This window comes from Bacillus sp. FSL W7-1582, assembly GCF_038593325.1.
GTDB lineage: Bacteria > Bacillota > Bacilli > Bacillales > Bacillaceae > Bacillus > Bacillus altitudinis.
This window is the reverse complement of the sequence record NZ_CP151987.1, coordinates 3394200-3413635: the sequence shown is the minus strand read 5'-3', so window position 1 is coordinate 3413635 and position 19436 is coordinate 3394200. Positions and strand designations below refer to the sequence as shown.

25 protein-coding genes are annotated in these 19436 nt (G+C 41.2%); 18 read left to right on the top strand and 7 right to left on the bottom strand.

Annotated elements, in window-relative coordinates; translation table 11 throughout:
- The 5 genes from NSQ11_RS17630 to NSQ11_RS17610 form a co-directional block, all read right to left on the bottom strand.
- Entirely contained in the window at nucleotides 1–1422 is a 1422-nt protein-coding gene (locus NSQ11_RS17630) for an ATP-grasp domain-containing protein (protein WP_342501183.1), read from the bottom strand.
- A 15-nt stretch (nucleotides 1423–1437) separates the two neighbouring features.
- On the bottom strand, nucleotides 1438–2199 hold the full coding sequence (locus NSQ11_RS17625; protein ID WP_057078908.1) for an SDR family NAD(P)-dependent oxidoreductase: 762 nt from the start codon (nucleotides 2197–2199) through the stop codon (nucleotides 1438–1440).
- A complete protein-coding gene (locus NSQ11_RS17620) occupies nucleotides 2196–2903 on the bottom strand; it encodes a cupin domain-containing protein (RefSeq protein WP_008343606.1) in 708 nt (235 codons plus the stop codon). The genes NSQ11_RS17625 and NSQ11_RS17620 overlap by 4 nt, the downstream gene beginning before the upstream one ends.
- A gap of 1 nt (nucleotide 2904) precedes the next feature.
- The gene (locus tag NSQ11_RS17615; RefSeq protein ID WP_017360105.1) at nucleotides 2905–3507 is read right to left on the bottom strand and encodes a bacilysin biosynthesis protein BacA; all 603 of its coding nucleotides are present in this window, start codon (nucleotides 3505–3507) and stop codon (nucleotides 2905–2907) included.
- Between the two features lie 149 nt (nucleotides 3508–3656).
- Nucleotides 3657–4889, bottom strand: coding sequence for an MFS transporter (locus NSQ11_RS17610; protein ID WP_017360104.1), 1233 nt, complete (start codon nucleotides 4887–4889; stop codon nucleotides 3657–3659).
- Nucleotides 4890–5034: 145 nt separating this feature from the next.
- Between NSQ11_RS17610 and NSQ11_RS17605 the strand changes: the two genes are divergently transcribed.
- Nucleotides 5035–5514, top strand: a complete 480-nt coding sequence (locus tag NSQ11_RS17605) for an Lrp/AsnC family transcriptional regulator (RefSeq protein ID WP_008343601.1) — start codon at nucleotides 5035–5037, stop codon at nucleotides 5512–5514.
- Between the two features lie 15 nt (nucleotides 5515–5529).
- On the opposite strand, the gene NSQ11_RS17600 is transcribed toward NSQ11_RS17605, so the two are convergent.
- Together NSQ11_RS17600 and hemQ are read right to left on the bottom strand one after the other, a co-directional pair.
- The gene (locus NSQ11_RS17600) at nucleotides 5530–6690 is read right to left on the bottom strand and encodes an MFS transporter (RefSeq protein ID WP_342501182.1); all 1161 of its coding nucleotides are present in this window, start codon (nucleotides 6688–6690) and stop codon (nucleotides 5530–5532) included.
- A gap of 67 nt (nucleotides 6691–6757) precedes the next feature.
- Nucleotides 6758–7528, bottom strand: coding sequence for a hydrogen peroxide-dependent heme synthase (hemQ, locus tag NSQ11_RS17595; RefSeq protein ID WP_007497744.1), 771 nt, complete (start codon nucleotides 7526–7528; stop codon nucleotides 6758–6760).
- A 239-nt stretch (nucleotides 7529–7767) separates the two neighbouring features.
- Between hemQ and pta the strand changes: the two genes are divergently transcribed.
- The 17 genes from pta to NSQ11_RS17510 all read left to right on the top strand — a co-directional run bounded on the left by pta (nucleotide 7768) and on the right by NSQ11_RS17510 (nucleotide 19350).
- On the top strand, nucleotides 7768–8739 hold the full coding sequence (gene pta, locus NSQ11_RS17590) for a phosphate acetyltransferase (RefSeq protein ID WP_008343597.1): 972 nt from the start codon (nucleotides 7768–7770) through the stop codon (nucleotides 8737–8739).
- Nucleotides 8740–8875: 136 nt separating this feature from the next.
- Nucleotides 8876–9727, top strand: coding sequence for a MurR/RpiR family transcriptional regulator (locus tag NSQ11_RS17585; protein ID WP_099496916.1), 852 nt, complete (start codon nucleotides 8876–8878; stop codon nucleotides 9725–9727).
- A gap of 143 nt (nucleotides 9728–9870) precedes the next feature.
- On the top strand, nucleotides 9871–10542 hold the full coding sequence (locus NSQ11_RS17580) for an RraA family protein (RefSeq protein WP_017368252.1): 672 nt from the start codon (nucleotides 9871–9873) through the stop codon (nucleotides 10540–10542).
- An 11-nt stretch (nucleotides 10543–10553) separates the two neighbouring features.
- Nucleotides 10554–11432: a prephenate dehydrogenase/arogenate dehydrogenase family protein gene (locus NSQ11_RS17575; RefSeq protein ID WP_007497737.1), complete on the top strand. Its 879-nt coding sequence runs from the start codon at nucleotides 10554–10556 to the stop codon at nucleotides 11430–11432.
- 43 nt (nucleotides 11433–11475) lie between these two features.
- Nucleotides 11476–12810: a TRAP transporter large permease subunit gene (locus NSQ11_RS17570; protein WP_050826709.1), complete on the top strand. Its 1335-nt coding sequence runs from the start codon at nucleotides 11476–11478 to the stop codon at nucleotides 12808–12810.
- Between the two features lie 13 nt (nucleotides 12811–12823).
- On the top strand, nucleotides 12824–13090 hold the full coding sequence (locus tag NSQ11_RS17565) for a hypothetical protein (protein WP_046526753.1): 267 nt from the start codon (nucleotides 12824–12826) through the stop codon (nucleotides 13088–13090).
- A 174-nt stretch (nucleotides 13091–13264) separates the two neighbouring features.
- Nucleotides 13265–13663 (top strand): DUF5082 family protein, encoded by a 399-nt coding sequence (locus NSQ11_RS17560; RefSeq protein ID WP_008343584.1) that lies wholly within the window; start codon nucleotides 13265–13267, stop codon nucleotides 13661–13663.
- Between the two features lie 4 nt (nucleotides 13664–13667).
- Nucleotides 13668–13946, top strand: coding sequence for a YwqI/YxiC family protein (locus NSQ11_RS17555; protein ID WP_342501181.1), 279 nt, complete (start codon nucleotides 13668–13670; stop codon nucleotides 13944–13946).
- An 11-nt stretch (nucleotides 13947–13957) separates the two neighbouring features.
- Nucleotides 13958–15493, top strand: coding sequence for a T7SS effector LXG polymorphic toxin (locus NSQ11_RS17550; RefSeq protein WP_342501180.1), 1536 nt, complete (start codon nucleotides 13958–13960; stop codon nucleotides 15491–15493).
- 11 nt (nucleotides 15494–15504) lie between these two features.
- Nucleotides 15505–15900: a hypothetical protein gene (locus NSQ11_RS17545; protein WP_017360095.1), complete on the top strand. Its 396-nt coding sequence runs from the start codon at nucleotides 15505–15507 to the stop codon at nucleotides 15898–15900.
- Between the two features lie 12 nt (nucleotides 15901–15912).
- Nucleotides 15913–16239 (top strand): hypothetical protein, encoded by a 327-nt coding sequence (locus tag NSQ11_RS17540; protein ID WP_048002985.1) that lies wholly within the window; start codon nucleotides 15913–15915, stop codon nucleotides 16237–16239.
- A gap of 74 nt (nucleotides 16240–16313) precedes the next feature.
- Nucleotides 16314–16676 carry a hypothetical protein gene (locus NSQ11_RS17535; protein WP_017360093.1) on the top strand — a complete coding sequence of 121 codons (363 nt, stop codon included), beginning with the start codon at nucleotides 16314–16316 and terminating at the stop codon, nucleotides 16674–16676.
- A gap of 28 nt (nucleotides 16677–16704) precedes the next feature.
- On the top strand, nucleotides 16705–16977 hold the full coding sequence (locus NSQ11_RS17530; protein WP_017360092.1) for a hypothetical protein: 273 nt from the start codon (nucleotides 16705–16707) through the stop codon (nucleotides 16975–16977).
- Between the two features lie 65 nt (nucleotides 16978–17042).
- Nucleotides 17043–17318 carry a hypothetical protein gene (locus tag NSQ11_RS17525; RefSeq protein WP_048002983.1) on the top strand — a complete coding sequence of 92 codons (276 nt, stop codon included), beginning with the start codon at nucleotides 17043–17045 and terminating at the stop codon, nucleotides 17316–17318.
- Nucleotides 17319–17350: 32 nt separating this feature from the next.
- The gene (locus NSQ11_RS17520; protein WP_342501179.1) at nucleotides 17351–17746 is read left to right on the top strand and encodes an SMI1/KNR4 family protein; all 396 of its coding nucleotides are present in this window, start codon (nucleotides 17351–17353) and stop codon (nucleotides 17744–17746) included.
- 233 nt (nucleotides 17747–17979) lie between these two features.
- The gene (locus tag NSQ11_RS17515) at nucleotides 17980–18825 is read left to right on the top strand and encodes a lipoate--protein ligase family protein (protein WP_008343563.1); all 846 of its coding nucleotides are present in this window, start codon (nucleotides 17980–17982) and stop codon (nucleotides 18823–18825) included.
- A 39-nt stretch (nucleotides 18826–18864) separates the two neighbouring features.
- On the top strand, nucleotides 18865–19350 hold the full coding sequence (locus NSQ11_RS17510; RefSeq protein WP_008343561.1) for a tetratricopeptide repeat protein: 486 nt from the start codon (nucleotides 18865–18867) through the stop codon (nucleotides 19348–19350).
- The last annotated feature ends 86 nt before the right edge of the window (nucleotides 19351–19436 follow it).

Sequence of the window (19436 nt, the reverse complement as noted above, 5' to 3'; positions counted from 1 at the left end):
CTATCCCTTCACTAATTCATCCATTAACTGAATCGTTGCCTGTTTCTGAATGTTGCGGATGGACGCGGCAACATCTTGTGAGGATGATCCTTTTAATTCAAGAGATACGATTCCATTAAAAGCTTCAAATAAATCAAGATCCACCATAGTCCCTTTGGCAGGGAATGATTGACTGACAATCGCAGTATCTCCAACGAATGCTTCCTGCGGAATAGACACATGATCAATGGTGATATGTGTGGATTCAGGTGGTATGTGCCCACTCTCTTTAAAATGCTGAGGATACAAGTGGCAGTCCGCTACATAAAATGTATGTCCAGAAAGCAGCTGTTTTGGCAGTACAGCCTTTTTTCCATCAACTAATACATCAATCAATAGCTTGGCCATATCGACGCCAAAGACCTTTTTAATATTCGGGATCATATTCCAGCCAGCGAATCGAGCCGCTGATTCGATCAGTCCAGTTTCTCGATTTTTCATGAGTTTGATTTCTGTATGGGTTGCACAATGTTCAAGACCTAGCCCTTCATTTGCCTTCCTTGCTGCTTCAATGATGATTTGCTTGGCTTCATTGTCTAAGATCGTCGGAGTGATATGAGCCGTTTCTGTAAAACCGATTTGAGGGGTTTTATCATGTATGACAAAAGGGAGATATTCGCCCTCTACGACCAGCCCTTCTACACTGACATAATCAGCATAACCTTCATCTTGATACCAATCTTCGTAAGCACCCTCTAAATACGTTTCAGCGACAAACGGTGCTTCATACGTGACAGCGTCTGGGACTGGTATGGTTTCCAAATACGATTGTACTTGTAAAAACAAGTCATCACTTCCGGCTTTGTCATGAAACAAGGTGACGCCAATAGAACTGGCTAAATATGTAGGCTTTAAAATGAGCGGTGTTCCGATAGACTCAATGGCTTTTTGGAAATCAGATAAAGTCGTGACAGGCTGAGTTTTCACCGCTTTGACGCCAGAGGCGTTGAATGCAGCCCTCATTTGGCTTTTATCACGCGCCATTTCGGCTGCCTTGACACCGGCACCTCGTAGCCCAAGACGTTCAGCGGCCTTTGCCATCGGTGCAATGAATAATTCATTATTGGTGGTGATTGCATCTGCTTTGAAAAAGGAAGCCACTTGAATGAAGTCTTCCACAACCTCTTCTTCTGATTTCGGATAATCATCATGTGCCCAGTAAATAGAATCAGGGTGTTCAAAAGAAGGGTGTGTCTCAAAATAATCACGGTCTTTGATGATCGCAATGGAGTATTTTTCGATTAGCTCGGCATGTCCCTTTGTAATCGCAAATGGTCTCGGGATATAAGAAACGATATGATACGATGCCGCCACGCTTTCATAAAACATATGGGGCGGGCACCCTCCTAAGTCAGCAATGACAAGTACAGTTTTTTTACTCAATGAAAGCACTCCTTTTTATCTAGCGGTGTAACCGCCATCTGCAGTGACGACACTTCCAGTCATATAGCTGGATAGATCAGAGGCGAGAAAGAGCATCACGCCAGCAATTTCTTCAGGTTTTCCAAGCCGCAGCATAGGATTTACCTTTGCTTTTTCCTTTTTGACGATCTCGAGACTTTCTGTGTGATTGTCTAAAAAGGACTTTTCGTTTAATGGTGTATCAATGATGCCAGGGGCAATACAATTCACCCTGATTTGATGAGCGGCATAGTCGATGGCCATTGATTTGGTGAGCTGAATGACACCGCCTTTTGTTGCATTGTATGCCGGAATGTCAGGCCAGCCCACAAGACCTCCCACAGATCCGGTATTGATAATACTTCCACTCTTCTTTTCAAGCATATGCGGCAATGTATGCTTACTCATGAGAAAGACGCCGGTCAGGTTGACCTGAAGAATACGATGCCAATCCTCCAGTGCCATCTCATGAATAGGTGAGACAATTTCGATACCTGCATTGTTAATGAGGACATCAATGGCACCGAATCGGCTCAGCACGCTCTGAACGGCTTGGTGACAGTCAGACTCCTTCGTAATATCTGTTTTAAAAAATGCAAGGTGCTCATGCGGCAATGATTCAATGAGTTGGTTGCCGCTGCTTTCATTGATGTCAGCGACAGCTACTTTTGCTCCATGCTCGAGGAAGAGCTTGACGGCAGCAAGCCCAATCCCCGACGCACCTCCTGTAATGAGGACAACTTTTCCGTCCAGCTTCATTTCTTCACCTTAGATGCCTTTGGTTTTAAGCGATTATAGCGAGGAGGGAAGAAGAGATTAATAGACTTTGATGCTTCTGGCTTTGGATTGATGGCCCCATGATCTTCCCTTGGATCACAGAAATAGGTGGTGCCAAATTCCATCTTTTCTGTAAAGCCTTCGATCGTCATATCATACCCTCCGCTGATGCAAATGCCGATTTGTTCATTTCTATGTTTATGAAAAGGCATTTCTCCGCCGTTTCCAGGGATATTGGCAATCATCAGCTCCATCCAATCCTCCACAAAAAAAGTCACTTCCATGCCAGGGAGTAAATCCCGTGTTTTGAAAATGTCTAAGAAATAAGTGGGTGGAGCTGTATATTCTTCGTCATCCTTTAATCTCTTAATATCAATGGCGATCACTTCTTCATCTGTCAGATTTGAAGCGCCGTGAGGGACAAACGGTGGTGCGATATAGGCTGATTCTAAAGGGGTGAGCAGTTGAGTCGATTGGCCGACAGTCATTTGAAGCTCGCCTTTTAATACAATGCCGATTTGTGCTTCGGGATGTTCGTGAGGTTCAATGATTGTGTGGGGAGGGACGTATGAAATTAACACTTCCGTACCGCCTCTTACAGTGGAATATTGGATAACGCCATTATCCCATTCTAATTTTTTCGCTTGAGGAAAATATCGTTCTTGCGTCTTTTGTTCAGTTTGCATCTTACATCTCTCCTTTTCCGAATATGGACCAGCTCATGGGTATACTTTTAAACGTTCGAATGAAGATGAGGCCATATGTGGCTCTTGCCACCTCATTCGTTAAAGCAAAATCAAATTCGCCGTCCCTTACTTTCTGCGCGGCAGTACTTGTAGAATTAACAAGTTCAAATTCAGCATTTTGGTGAATGAAATATTGAATTAAATTGACAGGTGCAGGATGTGAGACAATTTTTAAATGGTGGAGCATTTGTTCATTGAATGGGAAATCAGGTCTGACAGCCAAACCATACATGGGCGTGTCACATCTGAAAATTTGTAAAAGCTGTAGATCTGGTCTCATGTAGAAGTGTTTGATGCCTTCATATGCGTGTGGAACGAGAGTAAATTGAAGTGGTTGAGAGAGAGTATGTTCAATGCAAGTTTCGAATGTGTCATAAAGGGATAGTTTCGTATGAGTGCCGAGTGTAGTGGTGGATTGAGAGATGAAATGTTTTGCTGCGTATTCACTGCTTGTCCCCTTAGGACCTAGTGTGTTGACTGTAAACATCTTGGGTGAAGGGCTAGGCTCTTCTTTGAAATGAAACACATCATTCTTTAGGATCATGTTTACCATCCAATCTTTTTCAAATTTTTACTAGATTATAAAATTTAAAATTGGCAATTGTCAACAAATTTTATAAAAAATGTAATATACAATGATATTAAAAATTGATCTAAAAAACTGCACATATCGAGATGTGCAGTGAAATGTGCTTACGTTTCAAGTGTAGTTGGCTGTTTTTTCTGTAAGGCACGTTCTCGTTTATAGCTGCCGAAGCTGATGATAAAACCAACAAGTGTGATCAATGCACAGACAAGACCTACCGTATGATATCCGAAATGGACATAAACGGGTCCCATCAGTGCGGAACCGAGCATAACAGCAAGGTTGGAGGCCAGGCTGTAAAAAGCCATCACTTTCCCGCGATGGGTTTGAGAGCAGTCGCTTAGAACGGTGCTTAGAAGCGTGACAGATAAGCTTTGCATTGCACCCCAAATAAATAGGGCGAAAATCAGCAACATCCACGAGAATGGCGCATAAGGAAGCAAGGCTAGAACAAGCGCAATTCCACCCAGCACGAAGACAAGGGAACGGGTTTTACCGAACCAGTCTGCTAATTTTCCAGTAAACATACTCATAGAAAAGCCGACGCCATAAGCCATAATAAGAAGTCCAGCAGTTGATTGTCCGCCATCAAACAGACTTTGCAAATAAGCACCTAAAAACGAGTACATGCCGTAAAATCCAAGCATATTGCAAAACGTCACAGTCAAATAGGCAGGCACACGATCGATTTTCAAAGCTCCCCATAAAGCGCCTGTTTTCTCTCTAGCTTGAGGTGCCTTCGGATCAGCTGCTCTGACTTGTTTTCTTGATTCAAGGATGACGAGTAGCAGGACAATGAGACTCATCATAGCGAAGATCCAAAACGTCCAGCGCCAGTTTAAACTCTGGCCGATAAAGGCGCCAATGGGCACACCAAGGACAAGAGAAAGAGACCAGCTCGATACAATGAGTCCCATCACTTTGCCGCGGTATTCGTATGGAACCCGGTCGCCCACAAGAGCATAGGCTGTTGGCACAAATACACCAGTTGCCAGCCCAGAAATAGCACGGCCTGCAAAAAACACGGCCAAATTTGGGGCAGCAGCACACATCACTGTTCCAATTAAAAAGAAAGACAGCCCAATTATCAAACAAAGCTCTCTTGAATATCGGTCCCCTAAAGGAACGAGTAGCGGAGCTCCAACCAGCACAGCTAACCCATAAATGCTGATGGAAAGAGCGAGAACATCAAGAGAGTGCTGAAAGGAGTTTGATAAATCAGGCAGCAGTGGTGAAATCACCAGTTCCTCCGATCCCGCCGCAAAAACGCCAAGTGTGAGTGCAATGGCAAGTGTGATGGGAAATGTTTTAGAAGCCTGGCTGTCTAAAGATTCTTTCATCAAGTGATCCCTCCATACTTGCTTTTTCATTCAATTCCGTTAAAATAAATTCTACCATTATTTAGTTTTATTTTACATTTCGTATCATAAGTATCATCATAAAATACTTTTCAAATGGAACGATTTTGGGATAGGAGCGTAACGAATGAAAATCACCGATGTGGATGTGCATATTTTAAACGAATTGAGAGAAGATGCCCGCTTATCAATGAGGGAATTGTCCAAACGAGTGAATTTATCGGCGCCTGCGGTAGCAGAAAGAGTGCGAAAACTAGAGGATGCAGGGATTATCGAAGGGTATTCTGTTCAAGTCAATTATAAAAAGCTGGGTCTGATGATAGACTGTTTACTGGAAGTCACCGTATTAAATGGGGAGTATCAGCGTTTTGTGACATTTATGAACCAGCATCCACGTGCGTTCTTTGCTTATCGAGTGGCAGGACAGTCCTGTTTTTTCATTAAGCTGTCTGTTTCTTCTCTTGAAGAAATTGAAGCGTTTATTCAAGATGTGTCTGGCTTTACAAAAACGGTCTCCCATATTGTCTTATCAGAGCATTCCTTTACCCATCCCATTCAGGAACGTGTGAAACAAATAGAAGAGCCAGAAATGACCGTGGTGAAATAGAAAAAGGACCTGCCCTCAGGTCCTTTTGATTCGTTTATCTGACTGATAGCTCATGATCGTAATGATCAATCCAATGAATGTCACACCTGCCGCAAAGAGCGGGACAAGCTGTAAATGTGTGATTTCAATAGCAAGACCGCCAAGCGCTGCACCGCCGGCATTTCCAATATTAAAGGCAGAATGACTGAGCGTTGATGCGAGTGTCGGGGCTTCATGTGCCATGTTCATCGTGCGGAATTGCAAGGTAGGAACGAGAATAAATGAAATAATTCCCCACACAAAAATCGTCAGCACGGCAGGCACTTTAAAGGCAGATGTATATGTGAATAACAACAGAACAGCCATCAGCAAGATCAATGTGATGATAATACTCGGCATCAGCTTCCAGTCGGCAAGCTTTCCGCCGACTAAATTCCCAATGGTGACCCCAAGCCCAAAGAGGACAAGAATGAGGGTGACCCCGTTTTCCTGAAAGCCAGTCACTTGCAGCAGGATCGGGCTGATATACGTAAAGGCGGTAAACACACCCGCAAAACCAAAAATCGTCATCGCAAAGGAGACGAGGACCTGCGGCTTTTTCAACACCGATATTTCATTTCGAATATCTAATACTTCTTCTTTCGATTGATTTGGTACTAAACTGATAATACCGATTAAGGAAATGAGACCAATGACGGCAATGACGAGAAATGACATGCGCCAGCCGAATTGATTTCCGATAAAGGTACCAAATGGCACACCCAGTACATTGGCTACTGTCAGTCCTGTAAACATGAAGCTGATCGCACTTGCGCTTCGCTCCTTAGGAACAAGCCGTGCAGCCATAATGGCGCCGACACCAAAGAAGGTACCATGAGCAAATGACGTTAAAATACGTGCAGCCATCAACAGACCATAAGAAGTCGATACAGCGGCGACAGCATTTCCCGCCACGAAAAGAATCATTAATAGGATGAGGAGACGTTTTCTCGACATTTTTCCAGTTGATAACGTTAAAATAGGGCCGCCAACTGCGACACCGAGTGCATATCCGGTAATCAGCTGACCTGAAGCAGAAATAGATACATGAAGATCATCTGCTACATTTGGCAAAAGTCCCATGATCACAAATTCAGTCATGCCAATCGAAAACGCACCGAGCGTTAACGCAAAAATAGCGATGGGGAAGTTTTTCATGATGAGATCACCTTTCTAAACAAATACATAAAAAGGCTTCGGAAAGATCCGAAGCCTTAAGAGTTTATCATACATGGAAATAAGACGCTAGCTGCTCGTTTGCTAATCGGTTTCCAACAAAGAAGGAACCAAATTCGCCGTAACGTGCACTCACTTCATCAAATCGCATTTCGTAAACCAATTTTTTAAATTGAAGCACATCATCAGAGAAAAGAGTGACGCCCCACTCATAATCATCAAAGCCAACAGAACCTGTAATGATCTGTTTTACTTTCCCAGCATAGCTTCTGCCAATTAAGCCGTGGCTTCTCATAAGGGATTTTCGCTCATCCATTGAAAGCATGTACCAGTTGTCATTGCCAGAACGTCTTTTATCCATTGGATAGAAACAGACATATTGAGAAGAAGGAAGCTCTGGATAGAGGCGCGCACGTACGTGCGGGTTCTCGTAAGGGTCTCCGCCATCTCCGCCTCCTGCTAAGTAGTTGCTGAGTTCAACAACTGACACGTAAGAATAAGCTGGAATCGTAAACTCAGCTAGTCGTGTCTTGTTGAATTCAAGTTCAATTTCACCTAGTTCTTCCATGGTCGGACGTAAAATCATGAGCATAATATCTGCTTTTTGGCCGACAATACTATAGATTGTTTGGCTTCCAGCCTGATGGTGCTCAGCTGTTTTCCATTTTTCTAATAGACCTGTGAACTCATGAATGATCGCTTGACGCTCATCGCTTGTCAGCAGCTTCCAAGCTGTCCAGTCGATCGTTCTAAAATCATGCAGCGCATACCAGCCATCTAGTGTTTGAGCTGCTTCATTTGTTGTATGTTGTTCGCTCATTTCTTTCACTCCTATTTACAGTTTTCCATCTGTTCCAACTATAACATAGTTTGTCCAAATGAAGATGTGATCAAAACTTGAACGACGAAATCGCTTTTCTAGAAATTGATTTAATTAGTTTGAATAATAAGAATTTAATTTGTAAGCGCTATAATGTAAGTTGGTAGTTTGAATTTATGTAGAAGAAGAGTATGCTTAAAAGAGAACGCTTTTTTTGTAAAATCAAGGAGGGTATTGAAGTGGCAGATATTTTTTCAACAGTTCAGGAAAAGGTTGCAGGTAAAGGAGTTAAGATCGTTTTTCCTGAGGGAATGGACGAACGCATTCTAACAGCCGTTCAAAAACTAGCAGATGGCAAAGTATTGCAGCCAATTGTTGTAGGTAAGAAAGAAGAAGTAGAAGCAAAAGCAAAAGAATTAGGTCTTACACTTGATGGTGTTGACGTGTATGATCCTCATACATATGAAGGTTTTGAAGATCTTGTACAAGCTTTCGTCGAAAGACGTAAAGGCAAAGCGACAGAAGAGCAAGCGAGAAAAGCATTACTGGATGAAAACTACTTCGGTACAATGCTTGTTTATAAAGGTCTTGCAGACGGCCTTGTAAGCGGAGCAGCACACTCAACTGCTGATACAGTGCGCCCAGCACTTCAAATCATTAAAACAAAAGAAGGCGTAAAGAAAACTTCTGGCGTCTTCATTATGGCTCGCGGCGAAGAGCAATATGTGTTTGCTGATTGTGCGATCAACATTGCACCAGACAGCCAAGATCTTGCTGAAATTGCGATCGAAAGTGCAAACACAGCAAAAATGTTTGACATCGAACCACGTGTAGCAATGCTTAGCTTCTCTACAAAAGGTTCAGCAAAATCAGACGAAACAGACAAAGTATCTGAAGCGGTTCGCATTGCAAAAGAAAAAGCACCTGAGCTTGTTCTTGATGGAGAGTTCCAATTCGATGCAGCTTTCGTTCCTTCAGTGGCAGCGAAAAAAGCACCAGATTCCGTCATCAAAGGCGATGCTAGCGTATTTGTTTTCCCTAGCCTTGAAGCTGGAAACATTGGCTACAAAATTGCCCAACGCTTAGGTAACTTTGAAGCTGTAGGTCCAATCCTACAAGGTCTAAATCAGCCAGTAAACGATCTTTCAAGAGGCTGTAACGCCGAAGACGTTTACAATCTTGCGCTTATTACAGCAGCTCAAGCACTATAAAATAGCATCTCGACTAGAGCAGTCAGTACGATAGATTCGTGCTGGCTGTTTTTTTATTTTGTCCAAATGTGTACAATAAAGGGTGAAAAGAAAACACGAATCGTAGATAAAGTCGATAGGATAGGCAGGTGCTATAATGGAGGATTTAATATATAAACTTCAGCATAAGGTCGCTTTTTTAACCGATGCGCAGAGGAGAATTGCAGATTATATCGTACAAAATCCAATGGAAGTCGCTTTTTTAACTGTCGATAAATTGGCGTCAAAAGTCGGGACGAGTACAGCAACGATCATGCGATTCTCTGCTGCTGTGGGGTATTCCGGTTTTTCTGAATTCCAAAAAGAGCTTCAATCAGCTATGAAACATAAAGCCGACCCTCAAACGAGACTTGAAGCGAATCTCAAGCATTCAAATAAGAATAAGCTCCTGCATGACCATGTAGAACTGCAATTTCAAAATATCCAGTATGCACTAGACAATATCACGGAAGAAACCTTTCAGCAGATTGTTGGGAAAATAGCCAGCGCACGCCACGTTTTGTGTACAAGTGTTCGAAGTGGAAGACCTGTTGGTGAGTATCTGTCACTCGGAATCAATCGGTTATTGGGGAATTGCCAATACATTGATGCAGACAAAAGCGACTGGGTGGATGATTTGGTTCATTTCAACTCTAGTGATTTCATTATAGCGGTCAGCTATCCGCGTTATGCAAAACGCATGAAGGACTTGCTCGAAGTAGCGAAGTCTTATGGGGTGGATGTGCTTTTAATCACAGACAGCTACAGCTCTCCACTAACCAAATATGCACAATATGTATTACCATGTTCCTCAGCAAGTGTAGGCTCTCATAACTCTGTCGTATCTGCTATCTTTATCGTCGATTACATTTTAAGTGCCTTAGCGATGAATGATCCTGAAAGAACAAAACCACGTTTAGATCAAATCAATCATATGTTAACGAAAATGAGTTACCACACAACACATTAGTCGTGTGGAACTCATTTTTTTTATTTTTTGAAAGCGCTTTACTAATTGAAAATGAGGTGGTATGATCATATCACAAAAGTAATAAATATTACTTTAATAAAAATAAGTGTAATGAATATAACTCAAAGGGGATGATGGAAACAATGAGTACTGTTCATTTCGTGTCAAATGATCTTATCGCTAGGGCAAAAAAGCTTAACTCGACCTTGCTGTCAGACGTAATGGGATGCACCGGCGCGATGGATCATCAGATCAAACCAGTTGCGAAAGGAATGAATGTAGTCGGCACAGCTTTTACTGTTAGCTTACGGCCAGGGGATAATTTATTTCTTCATCAAGCGATCTACTCTGCTAAAGAAGGAGATGTACTGATTGTTGATGGAAAAGACCATAAGGGTCATGCCTATTTAGGGGAATTGATGGCACATTCAGCAAAGGCTGTAGGAATAGAAGGAATCGTGATTGACGGGCTTGTTCGCGACAAACTCTCTTTAGAGGAGCTGGCTTTTCCAATCTACAGTAAGGGATTTATGCCAAACGGACCTTATAAAGATGGTCCTGGGGAATTGAATCAAACCATCTCGTGCGGCGGTGTAAAAGTAGCCCCAGGTGATCTAGTCATTGCTGACGATGATGGAGTCGTCATCGTTCCAAAGGAAAAGGCGGAACACCTGCTGACACTAGCGGAAGAGAAACAAGCGTATGAACATCAGAGATTAAAAACGATTCAACAGTATGTGGACGAAGGAAAGCAAGACATCAGTCTCTTAGCACCGGCATGGCTGGAAGGCAGAATGAAAAAATTTCAAGGATAGGGGAATCGGTGATGAAAATAGGCTTTATCGGATATGGTGAAGCAGCATATGAGCTGTCAACGGGATTGAAAACAGAAGGATTAAATCAATTTTATGCGTATGATGTCCTATTACAAAGTGAGAAATTAGCTGGCTCATTGAAAGAAAAAGCATCGCAAACAGGCGTTCAATTAACGAGCAGTATTAGCGAAGTCATTGAGAAATCTGATCTTGTGATTGCAGCTGTACCAGCGAATAAAACCTTAGAAGTAGCACAATCCGTATCGGGAAGTTTGAAAAAGAATCAATTATATGTAGATGTATCGGCATCAACACCAGACATCAAAAAACAAGTAGCAAACGAAATTGAAAAGCAAGAAGCTCTATTTGTAGATGCCGCCATGCTAGGGCCTCTTCCAATCAACAAACACAAGGTTCCGATCACGGCAAGCGGCAGTGGAGTTGACCAATTCATGAAAGTCATGAATGCTTATGGTATGAATATCACAAAAATTAGTGACCAGCCAGGAGATGCTTCGGCACTAAAGCTAATCAGAAGCATTTATATGAAGGGAATTGTCGGTCTCTTGATTGAATTTTTGGAAATTTCCAAAAAATATAATGTGGAACATCAAGTGATTTCTTCACTAAGCGATACAATCGATAGCAAAAGTTTTGAAGAGACCATGAACCGTCTTGTGACAGGGAGTGCATTGCATGCAAAAAGACGGGCGATTGAGCTGCTTGGCTCTATTGAAATGCTAGATGAAGCAGAGATTGATGCTAGTATGTCTCGGGCAGCACAACAGAAGCTTGAGAGATTAGCAGACTTTCACTTTGCTGAACGATTTGACGGGGTAAAACCTGCTAGCTGGGAAGAAGTCATTGACGTGATGCAGCAAGGGGAATAAATTGTAAGCGTTTTATTTAATAAAGGGGAGGCGAAGAAACGATATGGGTTTTATTGCGTTGATTGTGTTCATAGCTGTCATCATTATATGGAATGTTATGGTGAAACGGAATATGGGAGAAGCCATGCTACTAGGCTTTATTGCGACCACATTATTTGGCGGATTGGATGCGTTAAGACTTTTCTGGGATGGTTTAATATTTGCATCCACATATGAGGTGCTTTATGCAGCTGTCGCATTTGTATTTATGGCCTATTTAATCGAAAAGTTGGAATTAATTCATGCACTCTTACGAATCCTAAATTCGGTTGTAGGCAAACTTCCTGGTGGAGCGGCTTATATGAGTACGTTAGGTTCAGCAGTGTTAGGCGCTCTTTCAGGTTCAAATTCTGCAAACACAGCTGCGACTGGCTCTATCACGGCCTCTTGGATGATTAAATCCGGGTGGAGCCGGACCCATACGGCCACGATTCTAGCAGGGAATGGCGGACTTGGAGCGGCACTGCCTCCGAACTCTTCCATGTTTATCATGCTTGGGTTTGCCCCGGTTGCGGCCCTTGTATCTGAGGGAGATTTATATATTGCTCTTCTAATAGGAGGACTGTATCAAGTCGTATACCGATTTATTTTGGTGTATCTTCTGGTGAAAAAGAATAAAATTCAGGCCATGCCGCCAGATGATATTCTTCCTTTCTGGGAAGCGGTAAAACAAGGGTGGAAGTCGATCTTTATTTTTTTCGGTGCCTTGATTCCTATCATGATCACCATTGGTCCGTTTGCAAACTACTTAAAAAGTAATCCAAACATCGGACCGGAGGCAATGGATCAAATTTCTTTAATTACGTGGATTCCGATTCTCATGATATTAATTAGTCTAACAATTGGAAGAAAAAAGGCGTCTGCACTTGATTGGTCTCAGTTTTTCAAGTCGGCTATTCCTAAGTTTACAACGATCGGAGCCTTGATGCTGTTTGCAGTGGCTGCTAGTCAAGTGCTTGCTGAATTAGGGCTCGCAGATGATTTGACGCAAATCACATCAGTACTTGCCATTCCGAAATGGCTCATGGTACTCATTGTGGGTGTTCTTGTCACACTGGTGGCAGGCCCTCTATCTTCAACAGCGACATTAACAGCAGTTGGGCTTGTCTCATTTTCAGCTTTAATCTCAGTTGGAGTGGACCCAGTTGTGGCTGTAGTTGCCATTCTTGCTTTTTCATCAACTGAAGGCGCTTCCCCGCCTGCATCAGGGTCCATATTTATCGCTTCTGGTCTTGCAGGGGCCAGACCAGAAAAAACCTTTATCCCACTGATCCTCTATTATATGCTTCCGATCGTTGGCATTGGCTGGCTCATTGGAATGGAGATACTTCCCGTATAGAAAGGAGAAACAGATGAGAGTATTGATGGAATTGTTATTTAAAGTGCTGCTTGTCCTATTCCTAACGTCAGGAACGTTGTTGGTATTCGGTCAAATACTAGGAATTCTCTTGCAAAAGGGAGATATGATCATTGCTAGTACGAACCTATTTAAAAACCCAACACTGGTGTTAAGTGCCTTTTTTAGCCTTGTCGGGTTTTCACTCCATTATATACCTGAGAAGAAAGACACCTCATTTAGCGATCATCCATCAGCATCAGCAGGTGATTCGCTCAAATAAACATGAAAAGCTGGATTCAGTTGATGAATTCAGCTTTTTTGTGCGTATGGATTAGGTATAAAAACCCAATACATACGATTCATTTTTTAGTGAATTCGTTTTCAATCATATGCCTCTTGTGCTAGTAAATGGTAACATAACGGAGGACTATTTGAGGAATAGAGGTGTTTGACGATGTCTGGAGCTATCATCGGTTATACAACAGCCTTGTATTCGTTAAAGGCAGACATATCCATAAAAAAAGAACAAATCATAGAACTGAACATGTGTCGAAAAGAAATAAAAGAAGCAAAGTCTGCTCTGGCAGATGCTAACAAGAAAATGACTCATCCAGATCTGACATCACATACATGGTTTGGCCATCTCGCAGATACGTTTGATGACATTCGAGACGAGATGGCATCCGCCAGTCAAGAGATAAAAAGTGTACAGCTGACCAATCTAGTGAACCGAATTGATGAGAAAATCAGCGACTTAAAATCAGAGATCCATTCATTAGAACATGAAATTCATTCGGTTGAAAGAAAAATAGAGAAAGAAAAGCAGAAACAACTGGAAGAAAAAAGAGGGTAGTCACATGAGCAGAGAAATTAAAATAGATGCCAGTCAGGTCAAACGAGTATTGCAGCATGCAAAACAATCAGGCGCTCAAATGAATGCAACACTTCCAACAACCATCAAAGGAAGAAATCAGCTCCTGACGGCAGACACATTAGAAAAAATCAATCAGCAGCTGAACGAATTAAGTACATCCTATATAGACATTCTTCAGAAACAACTTGTACAAACAGAACAAGCGGTGAACACCATGATCGAAACGGATAAGGCGCTTACTTCCGGCAGTAAAAGAAAATAAAGGAGAACGCAATGAAAACCCTTGATGCTTTTGCGCTAATAAACGGAATTGACCAAACGCTGAATACATTAAAGCAGCAATCACAACAGATTAGCTCCATAGAAAAACAAATCCAACAGATCATCTCACTTGATGGCGCACTAAAGGGAGAGGCGGGACAAGCCATCCGCTCCTTTTATACAGAATGCCATATTCCCTTCCTGCAATTTTTTCAGGTTGTCATTGAGGAATACAGCTCTGCGCTCAAACAAACAAAGCAGGCGCTTCATACCCTTGAATCAAATCAGCACGGCTTTATATCACAAACATTTATTGAACACGAACTTGATTCAGGTTTAAAAAAAGCAGAGCGAGCGATTTCTGATATTGTTTCAGATGTGAGCCAGGCGATCAGCAGGGTCAGTCATATCGTTCACTTGCCTCATGTAGACGAGTCTGCTTTTCAACGGAGCTATCAAAAAGCGTGGCTTGAGACATCCAGAACCATTGGACTGCTCCATGCCTTTGACAGAGAACAAACAAGTGCTATGAATGAAACAACAAGTGCATTGCAAACAATGAAGCAATACATCAACACGCTAAGCACCATGTTCACCGGCCCAAAAATTGACATCACGAGCTATCAAAAAGGGTCTATTTTCAAAAATGGAAAAGAAGAAAAAATAAGCAGCACGATCAGCGGATTGAATGACAAAATAGACAACATGAAAGAAAACCCGATGATGATCATGTTGAAGAAGCTGAGAGAGAAACAACAGGCGGATGTGGAGACGGTGGTTCGGGAAATGTCGTCTAGTAAAATTAATCAAACCACCGTAACCTTAAATGGAAAAGTATACAAGTTAAATGAGTACAAAAAGATTAACTTCGAAAATGCAAAGACGGTTGAAGTCATGAGAGATGGAATGCTGTATCGGTTACGGATATCAGAAAAAAACAAAGTAACGATTGAGAGCGTTAAACCGATTTCTGATGTGAAAACAGGCGATCAACCCCAAAATATTTTAAATGCAGCAGTTGAATTTACAGGAATAAACGACGCGATTCGGGTTATTACAGGAAGAGATCCAATAACAGGTGATAAAGTCGCAGGTATGGATCGTTTGGTATCAGGGGTGTACATGGTTCCAAGCGCTAACATTGTTAAAGTGGGGAAATATGTTTTTAAGATTATTAAAGGGGAGAAGGTAGCTAAGAGGGTTGAGAAGAGTGCAAAGGGTATTGGAAGAGGAGAACAAATATTAGATAAAGTTAAAACCTATGAACAAGCCAGAAATAAGACAGTAGACTTAGTTGGAGACCTAGGACCCAATGTACAACCATATACAGGTACGCTTAAGTCGAGTGCTGGGTATGGTAAAGTTGTTGGTAGGCAGTCTGCTGACGGAAAAGTAAGATGGAGATTAGATTATGATCCTAATAAGGGACCACATATAAATATTGAAGATTTTCGTAATGGCAAAGGAGCTAATGCAAAGAAAATCGCTATACCATTTGAAGGTAACGAAGGTACTTTTAAATCTTTATTAAAACATCTGAATAGATAAGGAGATTTTATATGAGTTTATTTGAAGAATGTATTGAGGCACTTGGTGAGAATGTACACGTTTTATATGATAATAGTAGGGAGAAAATATTAAGCCATTTTGAAAGTTCATTTCCATTTTCTGATTGGGGGCAAATTGAATGGAAAAATTTATCTTCTTATGCTGAAGTGAATACGTTTGATGAGATACAATCCTTTTTAAATCAAAAAATGGATGAGTATAATGATGTTGTTTATATCATTTGGGATGAAGGGACGTTACCAATTATTCAATCTACTTTAGATAAAGTTTTTGAAGCTATAGATGATGTTACTGCAGTCAGTTTTGATACATGGATTTTTTCACCATCTTCTGGTTATGTTATTGAAATATTTCATGATGGTGAAGTGAAAGTAGGATTAAAGTAGGGATGTAATAGAATGATGAATAATGATTGGATAACTGTTCAGGAAGTTGAAGATGATACTCAAATATGGGCCGGAACCGTAGTTAGAGTTTTTACGGAGGAATTAAATAAGGATAACCTAGAAGGTAATTTCTATGATTACATCGTTTCTTTTATTTATGATAACAATGAATATTTACAATTAACCTGTCTTACTCAAGGTGAGGGTGGAAATATTGTTTGTGTATTGCAAACAGAACCAGATTCTAATTATTCATTAGGTAAGGAATTAAAAAGAATGATGGATGATGGTACAAACTCTGTTTTTGTGAAATTTTCACCTGAATGTATCGTTAACTGAACCTCTAATAGGAGTGGGAAAGACCAGGTTCTTTTCGAAAAAAATGAGAATAAGTGATAGAAAAGGTGACCGTATTGAAAATAAAAAAAATAAACTGGATTTCACAAGAAGCCTCAGAAGCTGAAGTGATTGTAACAGATGGCGAACTGGAAATAATGTGTTTTGCTCAACCATTAAATTACCTTGAAGAAAATGAACTATTAGAACCTATTTATTGTTTAGATGTGTCAGACTTAGTGAAAGCTGAATTGTCAGAGTATAGAATTGAAAAATTAGATGATAATTTCAGTTATAGTTTTTTAGGACAATTAATTGATAAGCGTGATGAAAAAGTGAAGGTAGGCGGACTTTTATTAGAATTAGATTACAATATACCGGGAGATATAAATGAAGGCGATTTTATAAGTTTTAATTGTCAACGGTTAGATATTTATTAGTATGAGCCGAAGTCTTAAGGAGCATTAAATGCACAAAAAACAAGAACTAACGAAACAAATCCAAACGGTCATCAACATCCTAGAAAAAGAATATTCGCAAGAGATCCATCAAGGTGTACTTGAATTAATATATAGAAGATACAAGAATGCCCAAAGAATCATGCAAGCCAATGATGATCTCCAAAAGATCTTTATCATTGGCGGAGTTAGGGCTTACTTGGATAGTCATAATGACTATCTAAATCCATTCTTAGATGAATTACATAAAGCGGAAAGTCTACTAAAAGAACTGTTGTATTGATTATATAGTGATATGTAGAAGTCTTTCTATTAGAAAGCGATACAAAAACACAGAAAGGAATTCGTATGAATCAGAAAAAACACATCAACAAAAAAACAGTCAATTGGCTATTAAGCATCAGTGTTCTTCTCGTCATTGGGACAGCTTTTATGAGAGGGGTTTATGTCCCACATGCCGGTTCGGTTTATCGGGGTTTTCCCATTGATTGGCTAGTCCTGCATTCAAATTATGGTGTTGAATTTCTATTTTTTGGTTTTATACTCGATGTCATCATTTTCTATTTTCTATTAAAGGTGCTCCTGCGGGTGTATAAAATGATTATGACAAAATCAGCTGAATAAACGCTAGTTCAACCTTTTAGGAGGCATTCAAAATGATTCATTTTTCTCAGATTCCCAACTTGGTCATGAACGAACCAGCAAGTGACATACATATCAAAGAGGCAGAAGCTGAACTAAATATGATGTTTCCTCATGCCCATCAAGTCTTACTGAAACAATCAAATGGATGTTCCATTGGAGGCGACCTGCTTTTATACGGAACTGAAGACATAGTAGAACGCAATAAAACATGGGAAGTCCATCATTATGCCAGCGGCTATGTAGCCATTGGTGACGATGGCGGCTGGCGAGTATTTCTTATGCGGCAGGCAGAAGAAGAGAAAAAAGTGTGGATCGTCGATGCTGGTGTGATGGACCCTCAGCATGCGGAATTGGTGGCTGAAGACTTGTTAAGCTGGGTAAGTCACGGCTGTTTCATAGAAGTTTAGTCTATTAAGGAGATGATCGATTTGCCGTGGAACACATTGATCGCTGCATGCCTCGTGGTTGGGGTTCCTGTCGTTTTGATTGTAGCTGTTTATTTCATTTCGAAAAGGAAGAACAAGAAAACCAAATCCAGTTGAAAAGCTCTGTGACGTTCCTTGTCATAGAGCTTTTTTCTCTCTCATTCTCCCTCCATGTTATAATAAACACAGTTTATGAACGAGAGGATATGCAGGACATGAAAAATGAACCTATTGAGTTATTGACGCAGCCGACATGGCGAATCATAGATCAATCGAGCCTTGGTCTCTATGTAGACCCAAAGCAATCTTTTGCGATGGATGATACGCTTTGTGCGTCGGTCGGGAAAGGACTCTCACCAGCGACAGCGCGTTCTTGGGTGCACCACAATACGATCGTTCTTGGGATTCAGGATACAAGACTTCCATTTCTCCAAGATGGTGTAAAGCTTCTTGCGAAAGAGGGATATCGCGTGATTGTGCGCAATTCAGGCGGTCTTGCTGTTGTGCTGGATGAAGGCGTACTGAATGTGTCTTTAATCTTTGCGGAACAAAAGAAGGGCATTGATATTGACCGAGGATATGATGCGATGGTGGAATTGATCCGCCGGATGCTGTCGCTGTATGAGGTGGACATTGAAGCTTATGAGATTGTCGGATCTTATTGTCCGGGCAGCTATGATCTAAGCATCAATGGAAAGAAATTTGCCGGCATTTCTCAGCGTAGATTACGCGGAGGGGTCGCTGTGCAGATCTATTTGTGTGCAGATGGAAGCGGCCGGGAACGAGCTGATTTGATTCGCCGTTTTTATGAGGCGGCCTTAAAGGATAAACGGCATGAGGTGAAAGCGGTATTCCCTGATATACAGCCTGATACGATGGCATCCCTATCAGAATTAACTGGAGAACCCATTGACTGTGCGCTTCTCATGCGTCTTTTACTAGAAGAACTTCAAAAGCTGAGCGAGCAACTGACCGCTTCAGGGTTGACCACCGAGGAACAACTGGAGTTTGAGAAGAACATGACACGGATGATTGAGCGGAATGAGAAAGTGTTCTCGTAAACATATCTTTCCAGCCATCTTAAAAATAGGGGTGATGTAATGGAAACGAAACTTCTGAAAGCGATTGAACTTCGAGAAAGTGGACATCTTCAAGAATCCAATGACATGCTCATCCGTCTTGTAGAAGAGTATCCAGATCATGCCTCCATTCACTATCAATGTGCTTGGAGCTATGATGTGTTAGGGAAGGAAAAACAAGCTGTCTTTTTTTATGAGAGGGCGCTTGAGCTAGGTTTGTCTTCAGAAGAAAGAGAAGATGCTTTTTTAGGATTAGGAAGTACATACAGAACCATAGGGGAATATGAACAGTCAAAACAGATATTCCTCCATGCGATGGAAGCTTATCCGCATAATAAAGCCATTCAAACGTTTTATGCCATGACTTTGTATAATTTAAATGAACATAACAAAGCCATGGAAATATTACTGAACTGTTTAACTGAAACGACAAACGATCCTGCTATTTTGAGTTATCGAAAGGCCATTGATTTTTATTCAAATCAGTTAGATCGATTGTGGAAATGATTTATATAGACATGGAGGGGCAATGTAATGGAAGAATCCCCTCCTTTGCTATGACATTTTATATGTGATAGTCCTTTATGACATAA